The organism is Streptomyces sp. NPDC006314, assembly GCF_040613075.1.
Classification (GTDB): Bacteria; Actinomycetota; Actinomycetes; order Streptomycetales; family Streptomycetaceae; genus Streptomyces.
Window position 1 is genome coordinate 78,466 of record NZ_JBEXRL010000026.1, and the last position, 17,094, is coordinate 95,559.

17 protein-coding genes are annotated in these 17,094 nt (G+C 71.0%); 8 read left to right on the top strand and 9 right to left on the bottom strand.

Features of this window, described 5'->3' with window-relative positions:
- Positions 1-7: 7 nt before the first annotated feature.
- Together ABZ079_RS32790 and ABZ079_RS32795 are read right to left on the bottom strand one after the other, a co-directional pair.
- The gene (locus ABZ079_RS32790) at positions 8-220 is read right to left on the bottom strand and encodes a hypothetical protein (RefSeq protein WP_356943093.1); all 213 of its coding nucleotides are present in this window, start codon (positions 218-220) and stop codon (positions 8-10) included.
- A gap of 125 nt (positions 221-345) precedes the next feature.
- The gene (locus tag ABZ079_RS32795) at positions 346-2,136 is read right to left on the bottom strand and encodes a streptophobe family protein (RefSeq protein WP_356943094.1); all 1,791 of its coding nucleotides are present in this window, start codon (positions 2,134-2,136) and stop codon (positions 346-348) included.
- A gap of 242 nt (positions 2,137-2,378) precedes the next feature.
- On the opposite strand from ABZ079_RS32795, the gene ABZ079_RS32800 reads away from it, so the two are divergent.
- The gene (locus ABZ079_RS32800) at positions 2,379-4,979 is read left to right on the top strand and encodes an FHA domain-containing protein (protein ID WP_356943111.1); all 2,601 of its coding nucleotides are present in this window, start codon (positions 2,379-2,381) and stop codon (positions 4,977-4,979) included.
- 74 nt (positions 4,980-5,053) lie between these two features.
- Here ABZ079_RS32800 and ABZ079_RS32805 read toward each other — a convergent pair whose 3' ends face one another.
- The 3 genes from ABZ079_RS32805 to ABZ079_RS32815 all read right to left on the bottom strand — a co-directional run bounded on the left by ABZ079_RS32805 (position 5,054) and on the right by ABZ079_RS32815 (position 7,901).
- A complete protein-coding gene (locus ABZ079_RS32805) occupies positions 5,054-5,818 on the bottom strand; it encodes a transglycosylase SLT domain-containing protein (RefSeq protein ID WP_356943095.1) in 765 nt (254 codons plus the stop codon).
- Between the two features lie 299 nt (positions 5,819-6,117).
- Positions 6,118-7,206 (bottom strand): S-adenosylmethionine:tRNA ribosyltransferase-isomerase, encoded by a 1,089-nt coding sequence (locus ABZ079_RS32810; RefSeq protein ID WP_356943096.1) that lies wholly within the window; start codon positions 7,204-7,206, stop codon positions 6,118-6,120.
- Positions 7,203-7,901, bottom strand: coding sequence for an SDR family oxidoreductase (locus ABZ079_RS32815; RefSeq protein WP_356943097.1), 699 nt, complete (start codon positions 7,899-7,901; stop codon positions 7,203-7,205). The genes ABZ079_RS32810 and ABZ079_RS32815 overlap by 4 nt, the downstream gene beginning before the upstream one ends.
- Positions 7,902-8,130: 229 nt before the next feature.
- Between ABZ079_RS32815 and ABZ079_RS32820 the strand changes: the two genes are divergently transcribed.
- The 3 genes from ABZ079_RS32820 to ABZ079_RS32830 all read left to right on the top strand — a co-directional run bounded on the left by ABZ079_RS32820 (position 8,131) and on the right by ABZ079_RS32830 (position 10,354).
- On the top strand, positions 8,131-9,300 hold the full coding sequence (locus tag ABZ079_RS32820; RefSeq protein ID WP_356943098.1) for a GAF domain-containing sensor histidine kinase: 1,170 nt from the start codon (positions 8,131-8,133) through the stop codon (positions 9,298-9,300).
- The gene (locus ABZ079_RS32825; protein ID WP_356943099.1) at positions 9,293-9,934 is read left to right on the top strand and encodes a response regulator transcription factor; all 642 of its coding nucleotides are present in this window, start codon (positions 9,293-9,295) and stop codon (positions 9,932-9,934) included. Before ABZ079_RS32820 ends, ABZ079_RS32825 begins: the two co-directional genes overlap by 8 nt.
- A 174-nt stretch (positions 9,935-10,108) precedes the next feature.
- Positions 10,109-10,354 (top strand): chaplin, encoded by a 246-nt coding sequence (locus ABZ079_RS32830; protein WP_356943100.1) that lies wholly within the window; start codon positions 10,109-10,111, stop codon positions 10,352-10,354.
- A 141-nt stretch (positions 10,355-10,495) separates the two neighbouring features.
- Here the strand turns inward: ABZ079_RS32830 and ABZ079_RS32835 are convergent, their stop codons facing one another.
- The gene (locus ABZ079_RS32835; RefSeq protein ID WP_356943101.1) at positions 10,496-11,284 is read right to left on the bottom strand and encodes a hypothetical protein; all 789 of its coding nucleotides are present in this window, start codon (positions 11,282-11,284) and stop codon (positions 10,496-10,498) included.
- 150 nt (positions 11,285-11,434) lie between these two features.
- Here ABZ079_RS32835 and ABZ079_RS32840 point away from each other — a divergent pair, with 150 nt between their 5' ends.
- The 3 genes from ABZ079_RS32840 to ABZ079_RS32850 all read left to right on the top strand — a co-directional run bounded on the left by ABZ079_RS32840 (position 11,435) and on the right by ABZ079_RS32850 (position 13,804).
- Positions 11,435-12,232 (top strand): ABC transporter ATP-binding protein, encoded by a 798-nt coding sequence (locus ABZ079_RS32840; RefSeq protein WP_356943102.1) that lies wholly within the window; start codon positions 11,435-11,437, stop codon positions 12,230-12,232.
- A gap of 71 nt (positions 12,233-12,303) precedes the next feature.
- Complete coding sequence (locus ABZ079_RS32845; protein ID WP_356943103.1) at positions 12,304-12,735, top strand: NfeD family protein; 432 nt, start codon at positions 12,304-12,306, stop codon at positions 12,733-12,735.
- A gap of 109 nt (positions 12,736-12,844) precedes the next feature.
- Entirely contained in the window at positions 12,845-13,804 is a 960-nt protein-coding gene (locus ABZ079_RS32850) for an SPFH domain-containing protein (protein WP_356943104.1), read from the top strand.
- A 136-nt stretch (positions 13,805-13,940) separates the two neighbouring features.
- Here the strand turns inward: ABZ079_RS32850 and ABZ079_RS32855 are convergent, their stop codons facing one another.
- The 3 genes from ABZ079_RS32855 to ABZ079_RS32865 form a co-directional block, all read right to left on the bottom strand.
- Positions 13,941-14,447 carry an HNH endonuclease gene (locus ABZ079_RS32855; RefSeq protein ID WP_356943105.1) on the bottom strand — a complete coding sequence of 169 codons (507 nt, stop codon included), beginning with the start codon at positions 14,445-14,447 and terminating at the stop codon, positions 13,941-13,943.
- Between the two features lie 168 nt (positions 14,448-14,615).
- Positions 14,616-15,155 (bottom strand): YbhB/YbcL family Raf kinase inhibitor-like protein, encoded by a 540-nt coding sequence (locus ABZ079_RS32860; RefSeq protein WP_356943106.1) that lies wholly within the window; start codon positions 15,153-15,155, stop codon positions 14,616-14,618.
- 44 nt (positions 15,156-15,199) lie between these two features.
- A complete protein-coding gene (locus ABZ079_RS32865) occupies positions 15,200-15,982 on the bottom strand; it encodes a sporulation protein (RefSeq protein ID WP_356943107.1) in 783 nt (260 codons plus the stop codon).
- Positions 15,983-16,082: 100 nt separating this feature from the next.
- Between ABZ079_RS32865 and ABZ079_RS32870 the strand changes: the two genes are divergently transcribed.
- Positions 16,083-16,733 carry a DNA-3-methyladenine glycosylase gene (locus ABZ079_RS32870; protein WP_356943108.1) on the top strand — a complete coding sequence of 217 codons (651 nt, stop codon included), beginning with the start codon at positions 16,083-16,085 and terminating at the stop codon, positions 16,731-16,733.
- Positions 16,734-17,094 lie beyond the last annotated feature (361 nt).

Consider the following 17,094-nt stretch of genomic DNA (forward strand, 5'->3'; position numbering starts at 1 on the left):
GCTCACCTCAGTGGCCGGTGGGTCCGCCGGCGGTGTTTCGGCCCGTCCCGGCGCGCTGACCTCCGCTCGCTGTGCTTGCGACGTCCTCGTCGTGCAGCGGCTTCGCTCGGGTGCCCGGGCCGGTCGTGGCGGTCGCGTCGTCGAAGAGCTTGTCGATCTTCGGGTCCTTGATCTGCGACTCGTTGGAGTTGCCGCGGCGCTGTGCTGCGGCTTCGCCCATGATGCCGGCGTTTCCCTCACCGTGGTGCGGCCCCGTGCCACCTGACCCCCAAGCCCTCGCCGGCCACACCGCCGCCCTGGCCAGCCGCTACACCTCCTGGCGCACCCACACGACGCCCCAGCCGCTCACCCGCCGCGTTTCGGATGCCGCGGCCGAGGCGGGGGAGGCGGCGGGGGAGGTGGCGGCGGCCACGCGGAGCCGTCCGGCCCCGGCGGGCGATCATCCGAGCGAGGGGTGGGGCGGTCGCACGGTGGCGGAGGAGCCGAGCCGAGCGGCCGCGCGAGGGCCGGATCGCCGTACGCGTCGTCCCCGGCAGCGGACGGCGGCGCGGCCCGCACCTCCTCCGGCACGTGGAGGTAGGGGTTCGTGCCGGGGTTCGGCGGCCGGTAGGGCCGGCCCGGCGCGTAGGGCCCGTTTCCACCACCGGACCCCGAAACCACATCGCCCCCGCTCCCGGCCTCCATGGCGTACCCGGAGTCTCCCGCCCCGCCTGTTCCCCGCTCCAGGCCGTCCCACGCCCCATTCCGGGCCGCCCCCACCGCCCGTGCCCCGGCCGCCCAGGCCGGCAGCGCGCCCACGGCTCCCGCTACCGCGCCGCACACGGCACCCCAGAGCACCGCCATGCCGAGGTGGCCGTGCAGGTCGAGGCCCGCGCCGAAGGCGTCGAAGCCGAGGACGGACAAGGAGGCGTCCACGGACACGTCCGTCAGCCAGGCGAGCAGGGGCAGGGCGAGCGCGGTCGTGATCCCCAGCCGCAGCGCGCACCGGCCGGCCAGACCGAGGGCGCTGCCGGCAGGCCGGAGCACCGGCATCCGTAGCGCGGTCAGCACCCCGGCCAGCAGCATCGTCAGCGCGGCCGCCACCGCCAGCAGCCACACGCGCCCGTCCAGCCCGGCCAGCCGGCCCAGCGTCACGGGCTGGTCGGACCGTGCGCTGAGGAGCTGGTCGAGCGGGTGGGGGAGCAGCCTGCCGAGGACGCCGGTGGCCCGGCCGTGCCAGGGGACGAACAGGCCGAGCGGGAGGCCGAGCCAGGCCCCGTTCGGCGCACCGAGCAGGGCCGCACCGGCGATCCGCCGCGGATGGTCGTCGCCGATCGCCGCGTAGGCCGCCGCCGCGAGGCCGGCCGGCACGGCCAGCAGCAGCACGGTGACGAGCGCGGAGACGGCCGGCCGGACCACCCGGTGAACGACGGCCCAGCCGGGCGGCAGGGGAGCCCGGCGGGCGGCGAACAGCGCGATCACCAGGACCCCGGTGCACCAGCCGAGTCCGCCGAGGAGCGTGGCCGGGGTGTCCACGGTGAAACCGACCGCCGCCTTGGCGTCGATCAGGTCGCCGATCCGGTCGGGCAGCAGTCCGCCGATGTCCCCGAGGTCCCCGAGGCCGGGGACGCTCAGTCCGCCGTCGCCCTTTCCGCCCCCACCGGGCAGCCTGTCCAGACCGAGCGAGCCGCCGTCGATGGTGATGACATCGTGACCCGCCCACGCCAGACCACCCAGCATCGCCACGAAGAGGACGACCACCGTGCACGCGCGCGCGAGCAGTTCGGCGGGCGGGATCACAACTCCGGTTGTCCGCAGGGACCGTAGGAAGAACCACGACAGCAGCAGCGCGCCGACCAGGCTCACCCCGAGTGGCGTGATCTCGATGGTGGTGTGAGCCTCGGCGCCTTTCAGTCCGAAGGCGGACACATCACCGGACGGCACGACCGAACCACCGGCCCCGAGCGCCACAACGGCCGCCGTCATGGGGCCCAGGGAGCCCGATGCGTCGGCCTGCAACAGGTGCAGACCGAGCGCGGCGGTGCCGGCCATCCCCATCAACGCCCAGCTCACCGCGGCGATCGCGGAGACCACAATGTCCGTCCAGGGCAACCTCGTACCGTGGCGCGTGGTCCCGACGCCCGTGGCAGCGCTCATGGCAGACCCCCCGCTCCGCGGCGCGGCACCGCAGCCGCGCTTGTCCCCCCTCGCGGGGGATTACCACTCTCCGGCCCGGTTTCAACCCCGTCAACGGGGCGAGTTGAAGCGCGCACCGGCGCCCTTGGCAAGGCCCGGGTTTCGGTCAGGGGGCCGAGCCTGAAATAGTTCCCCACGATGTTCGACATCCCTAGACTCCCTGCGATGGGGGAAATTCGGGGGACAACTCAGTGGGGCATGGAGTGCCGGAACTCGTACTGGAATCAAACGGACGGACTTGGACGCTCGACCCGTCCAGGCCCTACACCCTGGGCCGCGATCCGCAGGGTGACATAGTCTTCGACGACGCCAGGGTCTCCTGGCGGCATGCCACGGTCGGCTTCAACGGCCGCAGTTGGGTCATCGAGGACCACGGCAGCACCAACGGCACGTTCGTGCAGGGCCAGCGGATCCAGCACATGGAGATCGGGCCCGGCTCGTCGCTGCACCTCGGCAACGCGACGGACGGACCGCGGCTGAACCTGTCCGCGCCGACCGCGGCCCCGGTCGGCGGTCCGGACCAGCAGCCGCAGGCGGCGGCGCCGTACGCGCCCCAGGGCGCCGGCGCGCCCGGCTGGGCCCAGCGGCAGGCCGCGCCACAGCAGGCCGTGCCGCACCAGGCAGCCGCCCACCAGGCGCCGGTCCACCAGCCGGCGCCGCAGCCGGGCTGGCAGCAGCCGCAGCAGGCACCCGCGTTCCCGCAGCAGCAGGCCGGTCCCGCGGATCAGCACGTGCAGAAGACGCCCGGTGGTGGCGCGGGGGCGCCGCCGGTCCACGGCGACCGCAGCCCGACCACGTTCCACCAGTTCTCGCTCGGCCGCGTGATGCGTATCGGTCGTGCCCTGGAGAACGAGCTGGTCGTCTCCGACCTGCAGGTCTCCCGGCACCACGCCGAGTTCCACGCCACGCCCGACGGCCGCTTCGAGATCCGCGACCTCGGCTCGCACAACGGCACCTACGTCAACGGCCAGCCGATCGCCAAGGGCGGCTCGGCGCTGCTGGGCCCGAGCGACATCGTCGGCGTCGGCCACTCCGCCTTCCGCATCGTCGGCGACCGCCTCGAGGAGTTCGTCGACACCGGTGAGGTCTCCTTCTCCGCACGGCATCTGACCGTCACGGTCGACGGCGGCAAGCAGATCCTGAAGGACGTCTCCTTCGGTGTCCCGGAGAAGTCGCTGATCGCGGTGATCGGCCCGTCCGGCTCCGGCAAGTCGACCCTGCTCAAGGCGCTCACCGGCTACCGGCCCGCCAACCAGGGCGAGGTTCTCTACGACAACCGGAACCTGTACAAGCAGTTCGCCGAGCTGCGCCAGCGCATCGGTCTGGTCCCGCAGGACGACATCCTGCACAAGGAGCTGACCGTCAAGAAGGCCCTGAAGTACGCGGCCAAGCTGCGCTTCCCGGCCGACACCACCGCGCAGGAGCGCAACGCCCGCATCGACGAGGTGCTGCGCGAGCTGAAGCTGGACATCCACAAGGACAAGAAGGTCACGTCCTTGTCCGGCGGCCAGCGCAAGCGTGTTTCGGTGGCCCTGGAGTTGCTCACCAAGCCGTCGCTGATCTTCCTGGACGAGCCGACCTCCGGTCTCGACCCGGGCATGGACCGCGACGTCATGCAGCTGCTGCGCGGCCTCGCCGACGACGGCCGTACGGTCCTGGTCGTCACCCACTCGGTGGCCGAGCTGGCGCTGTGCGACAAGCTGCTGGTGATGGCGCCGGGCGGTGCGGTCGCCTACTTCGGCCCGCCGGAGGAGGCGCTGAACTTCTTCGGCTACGACAGCTGGGCCGACGTGTTCTCCGCCTTCGAGAACTACCGCGACTACGACTGGGCGGGCCGCTGGAAGGGCTCGCAGCACTACCAGATGTACGCCGCGGACATCGACGCGGTCGCCCCGCAGTCCGTACACATGCCTCCGCCGCAGGCCATCAAGCCCCCCAAGCCGCAGGGCTGGGGCTCGCAGCTGATGACCCTGATCCGGCGCTATGTGGCGGTCATCGCCTCGGACAAGGGCTTCCTGGCCCTGACGGTGATCCTGCCGGCGGTCCTCGGCGCGGTCAGCCTGCTGATCGACCACGACCGCGGCCTGCTGGTGAACCCGGCCAGCCCCAAGACCGGCCTGCCCGTCCCGAACGGCACCGCCACCACCGTCCTGCTGATCCTCGCCGTCGGCGCGTGCTTCGCGGGTGCCGCGAACTCCGTCCGTGAGCTGATCAAGGAGCGGGTCATCTACGAGCGGGAGCGGGCGACCGGCTTGTCCCGCTCGGCGTACCTGATGTCCAAGGTGGTGGTGCTCGGCACCATCACCGTGCTGCAGGGCCTGATGGTCGGCCTGATCGGCTTTGCCAGCCGCGAGATCCCCGACCAGGGCCTCGTGCTCGGCAGCTCGACGCTGCTGGAGCTGTGCCTGCCGATCATGGCGCTGGGCTTCACCTCGATGATGTTCGGCCTGGTGATCTCCTCGCTGGTGAAGACCGCCGAGAAGACCATGCCGCTGCTGGTGATGTTCGCGATCATCCAGGTCGTCTTCACCGGCTGCCTCTTCACCCTGCACGGCACGCTCGGCGTGAACGAGTTCTCGTACCTCATGCCGTCCCGCTGGGCGGTGGCCGCGGCCGGTACCACGCTCGACTTCAACAAGATCGCCCCGAACACCGACGACCCGACCAGCACCGACCCGCTGTGGGACCACGCGGCCTCGGCCTGGGGTCTGGACATGGTCGCGCTGATCGCGCTCGGTGTGGCCTGCGGCTTCTTCGTGGCCCGCTTCCTGCGCCGCCACGAGCCGGAGGTCATGCGGAAGTAACCGCGTACGACGCGAAGGGCGGCACCCCAGGGGGGTGCCGCCCTTCCGCGTTACGTCAGAGGTCCGCGCCGACCTCAGTACGCGCTGTTGACGTTGTCGATCGAGCCGTACCTGTCGGCCGCGTAGTTGGCGGCGGCGGTGATGTTGGCGACCGGGTCGTAGATGTTCCACGAGGTGCCGGCGACGTGGTACGCGTTGAAGGTCGGCGGGATGACCTGCAGCAGGCCCTTCGACGGGATGCCGTTGATCGCGTTGATGTCCCAGTTGTTGATGGCCTGGGGGTTGCCGGAGGACTCGCGCATGATGTTCTTGTGCAGGCCGTTGTAGCTGCCCGGGATGCCCTTGGACTTCATGATGTCCAGGGCCTCGCGGATCCAGCCGTCCAGGTTGTTCGCGTACGTCTTCGCGGCGACCGGCTGCATCTGGACGCGCTGCGTGGAACGGCTCGCGACCTGCTTGGCGGCGCGCTCCTGCGCGGCCTTCTTGGCGGCGGCGGCCTCGGCGGCCTTCTTCTGCGCGGCGGCCTCGGCGGCCTTCTGCGCGGCGGCCTTCTTGGCGGCGGCCGCGTCCGCGGCCTTCTTCTGCGCCGCGAGGGTGTCCAGCTTGACGGTCTTGGTGGCGAGCTGGTCGGTGACCGTCCCCTTGACGTTCTTCAGGGCGGTGCCGGTGGCGACCTGAGCGGTCGTGGCCGGGGCGCCGGTGGTGACGGTCTCGGCGTTGCTGGGGGCGGCCGAGAGGACGAGAGCGGCGGTGCCCAGAGCGGCGGCACCGGCGACGGCGATCCTGTGCTGCTTGGTCAGGGCACGACTGCGAGATCGGTTGAGGATGTTCTTGGGCATGGCTGATGGACCTCTTCGTTAGCGCGGAGGTCGCTCCTGCGTCCGCCGGGGGAATCGGCTCCTCCCGCACGAACGCCGCGGGCCGAAACCCACGGCGCTGAGCGACGGAAGCAATTCTTAGCTGGCGCAAAATGCCCAGGCAAAGGTGTGACCTACGATCCCCGATAGTGGATCAGGGAAGGGCAAAACGGGACAGACAGGGCCGTCTGTCCCGTTCATGTGGGGCTACTGTCTCTCCTATGTCCTTTCGTACGTGATGTGCGCCCTATGTGCGGGCTCACACCGGACATGCGGCGGTCTCACCTTGAGTTGCCGTCGCAATGCTCGGTGTGACGGTTCGCCTCGGGGAGGATGAGATGGACGTCGCCGAACTCGTGCCACAGATAGAGCCCGCTCCGCGCCTCCTCGTAGGCACGGCCGACCGCGGCCCGCCCGGCGACCGCCTCCAGCATCAGCAGATGCGAGGCCTCCGGCTCATGCAGCCCGGTCAGCAACCCGTCCACCACCCGTACCCCGCGCTCGGGCGTGACCACCAGATCCGTCCACCCCTCGGCCGCCCGCACCGCCCCGTCCGGCCCCACCGCCGACTCCACGGCCCGCACGGCCGTCGTCCCGACCGCGATCACCCGGCCGTCGCCCGACCTGACGGCGTTGATCAGCCGCGCCGACGCCTCCGGTACCACGAAGCGCTCCGGGTACGGCGGCTCGTGCGCCTCCGCGGACGCCACCCCCGTGTGCAGCGTGATCGGCGCGAACTGCACCCCCCGGCTCACCAGCTCCGCCACCAGCCGCGCGGTGAAGGGCCGCGCCGCACTCGGCATCTCCGCACTCCCGGCCCCGTCCGGAGAAGGGAGCGCGAACACCGTCTGGTACGCCGACAGCGGCTGGTCCCGCTCCGTGTAGGAGTAGCGAATGGGCCGCCCGTGCCTCTCCAGCACCTCCCGCACGTCCGCCCCGGCGGCCCGCGCCCACCACAAGCGCTCCCCACGCGCGCTCAGCGGCTCCTCCAGCACCAGTCGGCCTCCACCGGGCAACGTCACCTCCGTCTCCGAGTGCCCACCCGCACGCGCGCGCGTAGTACCCAGCCCGTCCGGTTGCCGCAGCTCGACCACCCACCGCCCGTCGTCCCCGCGCGTGGAGAAGTGCACCACCACATGCGCGTGCCCGATCCGCCCGTCCACCGCGGCGGCCAGCGTCGACGAGGTGTTCACCACCAGCAGGTCCCCGGCCCGCAGCAGCCGCGGCAGCTCCCGGAACGACGCGTGATGCGTCACCTCCGTACCGCGCGACACCAGCAGCCGCACGGCATCCCGGTCGAGCCCCGGCCCCCGCTGCTCGACCGGCACCCGCGCGGACGGCTCCCCGGGGACCCGCACCATGACCGTCACAGCGCCTCCAGCAGGGCCACCGCGGTGTACCGGCCGCTCACCGGCCGCCGGTCCAGCAGCCGCAGGAAGGCAGGGGCGATCTCCTCGGGCGCGGGCATCCGCGACAGGTCCTCGCCGGGCTCGGCGGCGGCCAGCATGTCCGTCCGCATGCCGCCCGGGTCCACCCACCAGACGCGCAGCCCCGGCTCCTCCACCGACAGCACGGTGGAGAGCCGGTCCACGGCCGCCTTCGTCGCGCCGTAGGCGCCCCACGTCCGATAGGCCTCCACCGCCGCGTCCGAACTCACGTTGATCACCGCACCCGCGGGGGCCTCGCGCAACAACGGCAGCGCCTCCTGGAGCAGCCCCAGCGGAGCCACCACGTTGGTCTCCAGCGCCGCCCGGAAGCCGTCCAGCGGCTGGCCGGCGAGCGGGACCAGCGGCTCGGCGCCCAGAATCCCCGCGTTGTTCACCACCAGGTCCAGGCCGCCGAGCCCGCGCGCCACCAGCACCAGTTCCGCCCGATGGCCCGCGTCCGTGACGTCCCCGGGCAGCGCCCGCACCCGCCCGCCGTGTCCGGCGACGGCCTCCGCGACCTCCTTCAGGACCTGCCGGCCCCGGGCGTCGAGCACCAGATCCCAGCCGCGCGCGGCCAGCGCCCAGGCGAGTGCCCGCCCCAGCCCCTTCGAGGCCCCCGTGATGATCGCTACCGGCATGACCACCGTCCCCTCGTCGCTCACCGTCCGGCCGGACGGTGGGTGACCACAACGTAGGAACGGCACCACCCGGGCCGCCTCGGACGGGGGGCGCAAAGCGGAAGGTCCCTTGGGCGTACGCCACCGGTCCGGGACGGGGGACCTACACCGCCCGCCCTAGGCCCAGCGACCGGGGTCCGCCGTCACAGGTCCGATCCGCGGTGTCGCACCCCGCCGGTACCGTGAGGACATGAGTCACGGCCCCCGGTCCGGCCTCGCCGCGGTCAGTTCCGCGCTGCTGGCCATGAGCAGGCATCTGGAGGTGCGCGATGTCCTCAAGACGATCGTCGCCTCCGCCCGCGAGCTGCTCGACGCGCAGTACGCCGCCCTCGGCGTCCCCGACGACCACGGCGGCTTCGCCCAGTTCGTCGTGGACGGCGTCAGCGACGCCCAGTGGAAGGCGATCGGTCCGCTGCCCCGCCAGCACGGCATCCTCGCCGCGATGCTGCACAACGCCCGGCCCGAGCGCCTCGCCGACGTGCGCAAGGACCCCCGCTTCGAGGGCTGGCCGGCCGCCCACCCCGATCTGGCCGACTTCCTGGGGCTGCCCATCCGCGACGGCGACGAGGTCATCGGCGCCCTGTTCCTCGCGAACAAGCTGCGTCCCGCGGCGGGACACCCCCCGTGCCCAGAGGGGGAAGGCGGTTGCGGCTTCACGGAAGAGGACGAGGAACTGCTCGCCATCCTCGCCCAGCACGCCGCCATCGCCCTCACCAACGCCCGCCTCTACGAGCGCAGCCGCGAGCTGACCATCGCCGAGGAGCGCTCCCGGCTCGCCCACGAACTGCACGACGCGGTCAGCCAGAAACTGTTCTCCCTGCGCCTGACCGCCCAGGCGGCGGCCGCCCTCGTCGACCGCGACCCCGCCCGCGCCAAGGGCGAACTCCACCAGGTGGCCGCGCTCGCCGCCGAGGCCGCCGACGAACTGCGCGCCGCCGTGGTGGAGTTGCGGCCCGCCGCCCTGGACGAGGACGGCCTGATCGCCACCCTGCGCACCCAGGCACAGGTCCTCGACCGTGCCCACACCGCGCGCGTGACCTTCACCAGCAACGGTTTCCGCGCCCTGCCCGCCGCCCAGGAGGAGGCCCTGCTGCGGGTCGCCCAGGAGGCCCTGCACAACGCCCTGCGTCACTCCGGCGCCGAACACGTCGACGTGAGCGTGGAGCGACGCGGCTGCGGGGCCGTGCTGCGCGTCACCGACGACGGCAGCGGCTTCGACCCGCAAACGGTCCGCCGCGCCGGACGCCACCTGGGCCTCGTCTCGATGCGGGACCGGTCGAGCGGGGTCGGCGGCGCGTTGACCGTGCAATCGGCGCCCGGCAAGGGCACCACGATCGAGATGGAGGTCCCCGGTGGGTGAAGCGATCAAGGTGTTGCTGGTCGACGACCACCAGGTCGTCCGCCGGGGTCTGCGCACCTTTCTGGAAGTGCAGGACGACATCGAGGTAGTCGGCGAGGCCGCCGACGGTGTCGAGGGAGTCGCCCGGGCCGAGGAACTACGGCCCGACGTCGTCCTGATGGACGTCAAGATGCCGGGCATGGACGGCATCGACGCCCTGCGCAAGCTCGGCGAACTCGGCAACCCCGCACGCGTGCTGATCGTGACCAGCTTCACCGAGCAGCGCACGGTCGTTCCCGCACTGCGCGCGGGCGCCGCCGGGTACGTCTACAAGGACGTGGACCCCGACGCCCTCGCCGGCGCGATCCGCTCCGTACATGCCGGGCACGTCCTGCTCCAGCCCGAGGTGGCCGGCGCCCTGCTCTCCCAGGAGGAGACCAACACCGGCCCGGGCAGGGGAGGTTCGCTCACCGAGCGGGAACGCGAGGTACTCGGCCTGATCGCGGACGGCCGCTCCAACCGGGAGATAGCCCGTGCCCTCGTCCTGTCCGAGAAGACCGTCAAGACACACGTCTCCAACATTCTGATGAAACTGGACCTCGCCGACCGCACCCAGGCCGCACTGTGGGCCGTACGCCACGGTGTGACCGGCTGAAACGCCCTCCGCAGGGATTCACTCACGGCAACCCGGAGGGTTCCGCTCCGGACTGAGATTCATACCGTCGTGGGAATGTCACCCGGATGGCGCATCCTCCGGCGGTTCCCCGCCGTTCTCCAGTGCGTGCTGCGGCTGACCGCCGTGGTGCAGGACACCTAGGAGGGGCTGAAAGTGAAGAACCTGAAGAAGGCAGCGGTCGTGACGATGGTGGCCGGTGGCCTGGTGGCCGCCGGTGCGGGGATGGCCTCCGCCACGAACGGTGCCTGGGCCGGCGGCGCGGCCCACGGCTCCCCGGGTGTCGCCTCCGGCAACGTCGTCCAGGTCCCGCTGCACGTCCCGGTGAACGCGGCCGGCAACAGCGTGAATGTCATCGGCGCACTGAACCCGGCCTTCGGCAACCTCGGCCTCAACCACTGACGTCCACTTCGCGGCGCCGGCCGAGTGCAGAACAGCCCGTCCGGCGCCCCAGGGGGGACGCCCGTCCAGGGCCGATGCGGGGTCCGGAGGGGGCAGCCCCCCGGTACACCCAGGGAAGTACCGGGACCGGACAGCCGGCGCTCACCGGACTCCCCGCTCCCGCTCCTCCACGATGGCGTTGTACGCCGCCACCTGCGCCCGTCGAGCCGTCCGCTCGACAGGCCGCAACGCCTCGGACCGCGCGGCCATCTCAGCGGAGCTGACCGCGCCGCCGTGCCCGCGGGCATACGCCAGCGACACCAGCAGACCCACCCGCTGCGCCAGCTCCAACACCCGCACCGCGCGCGGCGGATACCCCGGCGCCAGCACCTCCCGCCCCCGCTCGGCCCGCGCCCGGTACGCGTCGATCGCCGCCTCCGCCACCGGACCCGACCCGGCGACATCCAGCTTCGACAGCACCTCGGTCGCCTCCTGCAGCGCCTCCGCAAGCTCCCGCTCCGCCTCGCCCAGCGAGGGCACATCGGCCGGCGGCGCCTCCCGTACCGGCAGCACATGCCAGACCACCTCGGCATGCACATCGCCCGCGGGCCCGGCCTCGTACACCTGTGGCACCAGTCCGAACGCGGCGCCGTAGCAGACCACCGCTTCCTCGGCCTCCAGCGCCCGCGCGTTGAACTCGGGCGGCCCGCTCAGCCCCAGCGGATGACCGGGCGCCGGCAGCGCGACCCGCAGACCGGTCACCCCGAGCGCCCGCAGCCGGCCCAGCGCGAGCGTGAGCCCGACCGGTGCCGGCTCACCCGGCAAAGCCTCCACCCGGTGCACCGCGTCCTCGCCCACGATGGCGAGTGCGGCATCGTCCGGAGAGACAAGTCCGGCCAAAAGGGCATTTCCCCAAGCGGCAAGGCGTCCTGAACGCGGTTCGGAGAGCATGCCCCCACCCTAAGGACCGGACCGATGGAATGGAGCGGGGCACTCGTGGCGTAGATTTCATAAGGGCTGCGCCCACCGGCGCGGCGGACCGAGCCACAGGCGTACGCGACAGCCGAGACCGGCCACACTGCAAGGGGAGACAACGCGCTCATGAGCGATGTTCTGGAGCTTCAGGACGTATCCGTGGTCCGCGAGGGCCGGGCTCTGGTGGACCAGGTCTCCTGGTCGGTGAAGGAGGGCGAGCGCTGGGTCATCCTCGGCCCCAACGGCGCCGGCAAGACCACCCTCCTGAACGTCGCCTCCAGCTACCTCTACCCCAGCAAGGGCACCGCCACCATCCTCGGCGAGACCCTCGGCAGGCCCGGCACCGACGTCTTCGAGCTGCGTCCCCGCATCGGCATGGCCGGCATCGCCCTGGCCGACAAGCTCCCCAAGCGCCAGACGGTCCTGCAGACGGTCCTCACCGCCGCCTACGGCATGACCGCCGGCTGGCAGGAGGAGTACGAGGACGTCGACGAGCAGCGCGCCCGCGCCTTCCTCGACCGCCTCGGCATGAGCGAGTACCTCGACCGCAAGTTCGGCACCCTCTCCGAGGGCGAGCGCAAGCGCACCCTGATCGCCCGAGCCCTGATGACCGACCCCGAACTGCTCCTCCTCGACGAGCCCGCCGCCGGCCTCGACCTCGGTGGCCGCGAGGACCTCGTCCGCCGGCTCGGCCGGCTCGCCCGCGACCCCATCGCCCCCTCGATGATCATGGTCACGCACCACGTCGAGGAGATCGCCCCCGGCTTCACCCATGTCCTCATGATCCGCCAGGGCAAGGTCCTCGCCGCGGGCCCGATCGAACTCGAGCTGACCTCCCGCAACCTCTCCCTCTGCTTCGGTCTCCCGCTCGTCGTCGAGCAGATCGGCGACCGCTGGACCGCGCAGGGCCTGCCCCTGTCCTGACTCAGGCACGAGCCCGCCCCGTCCCCCTTTGCGCCCTGTCCGCCGCCCGGCCGCGGTCCTACCATGCCCATGTGAACGACATCGACGCATGGGTGTGGTGGCTCGTCGGCGCGGCGGCGCTCGGAATCCCGCTCGTGGTCACCGCGATGCCGGAGTTCGGCATGCTCGCGGTGGGAGCCGTCGCGGCGGCGGTCGCCGCCGGCCTCGGCTTCGACGCCGTGGTCCAGGTCCTCGTGTTCGTCGTCGTCTCCGTCGCCCTCATCGCCGTCGTGCGGCCCATCGCGGCCCGGCACGGCCACAACCGGCCCCAACTGGCCACCGGTGTGGACGCGTTGAAGGGCAAGCAGGCCGTCGTGCTGGAGCGGGTCGACGGCTCCGGCGGCCGTATCAAGCTCGCCGGAGAAGTCTGGTCGGCCCGCGCCCTCGACACCGGCCGCGCCTACGAAGTGGGCCAGGAGGTGGACGTCGTGGACATCGAAGGAGCCACCGCGATCATCATCTGAGGCATCCGGCCCACGAGTTGGGCGACGGTCTGTCAGACTCGACCAGCAAGATCTACGACAACCACGAGATCTGCCGAAGGCGCCGAGGCGGAGAGGTACGGGGAACGCGATGGAACCGGTCATCATCGTCCTGATCATTCTGGTGGTGTTGGTCTTCATCGCCCTGATCAAGACCATCCAGGTCATCCCACAGGCCAGCGCCGCCATCGTCGAGCGCTTCGGCCGCTACACGCGGACGCTGAACGCGGGCCTGAACATCGTGGTCCCGTTCATCGACACCATCCGCAACCGCATCGACCTGCGCGAGCAGGTCGTACCGTTCCCGCCCCAGCCCGTGATCACCCAGGACAACCTGGTCGTGAACATCGACACCGTCATCTACTACCAGGTGACCGACGCGCGGGCCGCCACCTACGAGGTCGCCAGCTACATCCAGGCCATCGAGCAGCTCACCGTCACCACCCTGCGCAACATCATCGGCGGCATGGACCTCGAGCGCACTCTGACCTCCCGCGAGGAGATCAACGCGGCCCTGCGCGGCGTCCTGGACGAGGCCACCGGCAAGTGGGGAATCCGCGTCAACCGCGTCGAACTCAAGGCCATCGAACCGCCCACCTCCATCCAGGACTCGATGGAGAAGCAGATGCGCGCCGACCGTGACAAGCGCGCCGCGATCCTCACCGCCGAAGGCACGCGCCAGGCGGCCATCCTCACCGCCGAGGGCGAGAAGCAGTCCCAGATCCTGCGCGCCGAGGGCGAGGCCAAGGCGGCCGCCCTGCGCGCCGAGGGTGAGGCGCAGGCGGTCCGCACGGTCTTCGAGGCCATCCACGCCGGCGACCCGGACCAGAAGCTGCTGTCCTACCAGTACCTCCAGATGCTGCCGAAGATCGCCGAAGGCGACGCCAACAAGCTCTGGATCGTCCCAAGCGAAATCGGCGACGCCCTCAAGGGCCTCTCCGGAGCGATGGGCAACTTCGGCTCGATGGGCGGCGGTTCAGGCAGCAACGGCTCCTCGGGCAACGGGGGCGGCGGAGGTTCGGAGCGCCGGGAGAAGCCGAGCATCGACTGAGGGTTCCCGCATGAACGCCGGGTCCCTGCCGCGCCCCTCAAGGGGCGCGGGGCTGTATTGATGTGCGGCTGCGCCGCGTGGGCACCATCCACCACGAACAATCCGCAGCCGCAGACGGACAGCCGAGGGCGGATGCCTAGGCCGCATCCCGGGCGAGCCACTCAGGAAGCGCGGCGAAGTCCTCCTGGCCCAGGGCCAAGAGCATCGCATCGGCAGGCGTCGGCTCGAACGGCTCCCGCAGCAACGCCATACCGGCCTCCTCCGGAGTCCGGTTCGCCTTCCGGTGATTGTCCTCCGCGCACGCGGCGACCGTATTCAGCCACGTGTCCTGCCCACCCTGCGACCGTGGCAGCACATGGTCCACGGTCGTGGCCCTGCGCCCGCAGTACGCGCACCGGTGCCGGTCCCGGACCAGCACCCCCCGCCTCGACCACGGAGCCTGTCTTCGGAACGGCACCCGTACGTACCGGCACAGCCTGATCACCCGGGGTGCCGGTATGTCCAGATCGGCACCCCGCATACGCAGTTCGGGATGGGCCTGCTCGACGACGGCCTTGTCCTGCAGCACCAGGACCACGGCTCGGTTCAGAGTCACCGTCGACAGCGGCTCGAAGCTCGCGTTCAGCACCAGCGTGTCACGCATCCAGCCCACCTCCCGTGTGCACCTGCCCACCCCCCGGCGGGCTTGGATCAACTCTGGACGGGCGCGCCGAGATGGACAACGCAATAAAAAATGCCCGCCTCTGATCACTTCCAAGACCAGAGGCGGACAAACGTTCAATGAACGCTCGGCTGAATCCGCGCGCCGCGGTCAGCCCTTCGCGGGGTTCTCGTACTCACCGATGAGCTGGGCGCGCGCGATCGTGTGGAACCGCAGGTTGAAGCCGACGACGGCCGGCGAGGCGTCCGCGTCCGGACCGAGCTTCTCCCGGTCCACCGCGTACACCGTGAAGACGTACCGGTGCGGGCCGTCCCCGGGCGGCGGAGCGGCACCGCCGAAGTCCTTCGTCCCGTAGTCGTTCCGCGCGTGCACGGCACCCTCGGGCAGCCCCTCGAACTTTCCGCCGCCCGCGCCCGCCGGCAGCTCCGTCACCGAGGCCGGGATATCGAACAGGACCCAGTGCCAGAACCCGCTGCCGGTCGGCGCGTCGGGGTCGTAGCAGGTCACGGCGAAGCTCTTGGTCTCCGCGGGGAACCCCTCCCACCGCAGCTGCGGCGAGGTGTCGCCTTCCGCCTGGACCTGGTCGCTCTTGAGCGTCGCGCCCTCCTCGACGTCCTCGCTCGTCACCGTGAACGACGGCACGGGCGGATGGAAATCGTGGGGGAGCGGCCGCCGCTTGAGGTCGGTCACCTCGGTACCTCCTGATCGATGCCTGGAATCAGCGGTTTCCGAGCCTAGAACCAGTTGCGCTTGCTGCCGACCTCGGACAACCACTGGTTGAGGTAAGCCGCCCAGTCGGTCCCCTGCCAGTCGTTCAGACCCACCTGGAAGGACCGGTAGGTGTCCGAACCCTCGCTGAACAGACCCGGCTTCTTGTCCATCTCCAGCACGACGTCCATGGCGTGCTCGTCGGCGACGAAGCTCAGCTCCACTTGGTTCAGTCCCCGGTACTGCGACGGCGGGAGGAACTCGATCTCCTGGTAGAAGGGCAGCCGCTGCCGCGTCCCCCGGATGTGGCCGCGCTCCATGTCCGCGTTCTTGAAGCGGAAGCCCAGCTGGATGAAGGCGTCCAGGATCGCCTTCTGCGCCGGCAGCGGGTGCACGTTGATCGGGTCCAGGTCGCCGGAGTCCACGGCCCGCGCGATCTCCAGCTCGGTGGTCACACCGATGTTCATCCCGCGCAGCGCCTGCCCGTCGATCATCGTGACCGGCGTCTCCCAGGGGATCTCCAGCCCGAACGGCACCGCGTGCACCGCTCCGGCCTGCAGCTCGAAGGCACCACCGAGCCGCACCTTGGTGAACTCGATGTCCTGCTTGTACTCCTGGTCGCCGCTCTCCACCTCGACCTTGGCCTGCAGACCCACGGACAGACCCTCGATGTGCTGGTTCACGGACCCGCCCTGGATCCGCACCTCACCCTGGACGACTCCACCGGGTACGACGTTGACCTCGGTCAGCACCGTCTCGACAGAGGCCCCACCGGCCCCGAGGCTCGCGAGCAGCTTCTTGAACGCCATGACTCTCCCTTTACGAATGGACCCTCGACCCGTACAAACGCGATCCGCCCCCGGCCGGTTCCGCCGGGACGGTGACCCGTCTGGACTACCCTCGGACGGCATGATCGCGCCCCCGGACCGTACGCCACTGCCCCGAGACTTCTTCGACCGCCCGGTCCTCGAGGTCGCCCCCGACCTCCTCGGGCGCATCCTGGTCCGCACGACACCCGACGGCCCGATCGCACTGCGCCTCACGGAGGTCGAGGCGTACGACGGCCCGAACGATCCCGGCTCACATGCCTACCGAGGCCGCACGGCCCGCAACGCGGTGATGTTCGGCCCGCCCGGACATGTGTACGTCTACTTCACCTACGGCATGTGGCACTGCATGAACCTGGTCTGCGGTCCGGAGGGCAGGGCCAGCGCGGTCCTGCTCCGCGCCGGGGAGGTCGTGGAGGGCGCCGAGCTGGCCCGCAGACGTCGGCTTTCAGCTCGCAACGACAAGGAACTGGCCAAGGGGCCGGCCCGCCTGGCCACGGCCCTGGAGGTCGACCGGGCGCTGGACGGCACGGACGCGTGCACCTCCGGGGACACACCGCTGAGGATGCTGACCGGCACCCCCGTCCCCACCGGCCAGGTACGCAGCGGCCCACGCACCGGGGTCGCCGGCGAGGGCGGGAGCGGCGACCTCCATCCCTGGCGCTTCTGGGTGGCCGACGACCCGACGGTGAGCCCCTACCGGGCGCATGTGCCGAGGCGCCGACGAAGTTGACGCGGTCCCGGAAGGTGCGTAATGTATCGGGAGCCGCTGAACCGGGTACGGCGATCGCCTGCAGCCGGAGCGGCCAACCCACTACCTAGCTACACCCCCTCGGCGGGGTCGGTTCTGGCGCGCTCGTGTGCCCGAATTCGAACTCACGAGGCTCGATTATGAGTCCGCCGAGGAAATCGGCTAACGTAGTGAATGTCGAAAGGCCGGCGGGCGAGAGCCCAAAGACCTCAGACAAATCCCGCCGACCGGGAATCAGACACCGAAAGGATCTGATAGAGTCGGAAACGCAAGACCGAAGGGAAGCGCCCGGAGGAAAGCCCGAGAGGGTGAGTACAAAGGAAGCGACCGTTCCTTGAGAACT

Bases quoted from the DNA above. Each gene is read 5' to 3' on its own strand.
- ABZ079_RS32835 (WP_356943101.1), bottom strand. From the start codon at position 11,284: ATGCTCTCCGAACCGCGTTCAGGACGCCTTGCCGCTTGGGGAAATGCC.
- ABZ079_RS32815 (WP_356943097.1), bottom strand. From the start codon at position 7,901: ATGCCGGTAGCGATCATCACGGGGGCCTCGAAGGGGCTGGGGCGGGCA.
- ABZ079_RS32790 (WP_356943093.1), bottom strand. From the start codon at position 220: ATGGGCGAAGCCGCAGCACAGCGCCGCGGCAACTCCAACGAGTCGCAG.
- ABZ079_RS32805 (WP_356943095.1), bottom strand. From the start codon at position 5,818: ATGCCCAAGAACATCCTCAACCGATCTCGCAGTCGTGCCCTGACCAAG.
- ABZ079_RS32820 (WP_356943098.1), top strand. From the start codon at position 8,131: ATGAGTCACGGCCCCCGGTCCGGCCTCGCCGCGGTCAGTTCCGCGCTG.
- ABZ079_RS32870 (WP_356943108.1), top strand. From the start codon at position 16,083: ATGATCGCGCCCCCGGACCGTACGCCACTGCCCCGAGACTTCTTCGAC.
- ABZ079_RS32865 (WP_356943107.1), bottom strand. From the start codon at position 15,982: ATGGCGTTCAAGAAGCTGCTCGCGAGCCTCGGGGCCGGTGGGGCCTCT.
- ABZ079_RS32850 (WP_356943104.1), top strand. From the start codon at position 12,845: ATGGAACCGGTCATCATCGTCCTGATCATTCTGGTGGTGTTGGTCTTC.
- ABZ079_RS32855 (WP_356943105.1), bottom strand. From the start codon at position 14,447: ATGCGTGACACGCTGGTGCTGAACGCGAGCTTCGAGCCGCTGTCGACG.
- ABZ079_RS32795 (WP_356943094.1), bottom strand. From the start codon at position 2,136: ATGAGCGCTGCCACGGGCGTCGGGACCACGCGCCACGGTACGAGGTTG.
- ABZ079_RS32840 (WP_356943102.1), top strand. From the start codon at position 11,435: ATGAGCGATGTTCTGGAGCTTCAGGACGTATCCGTGGTCCGCGAGGGC.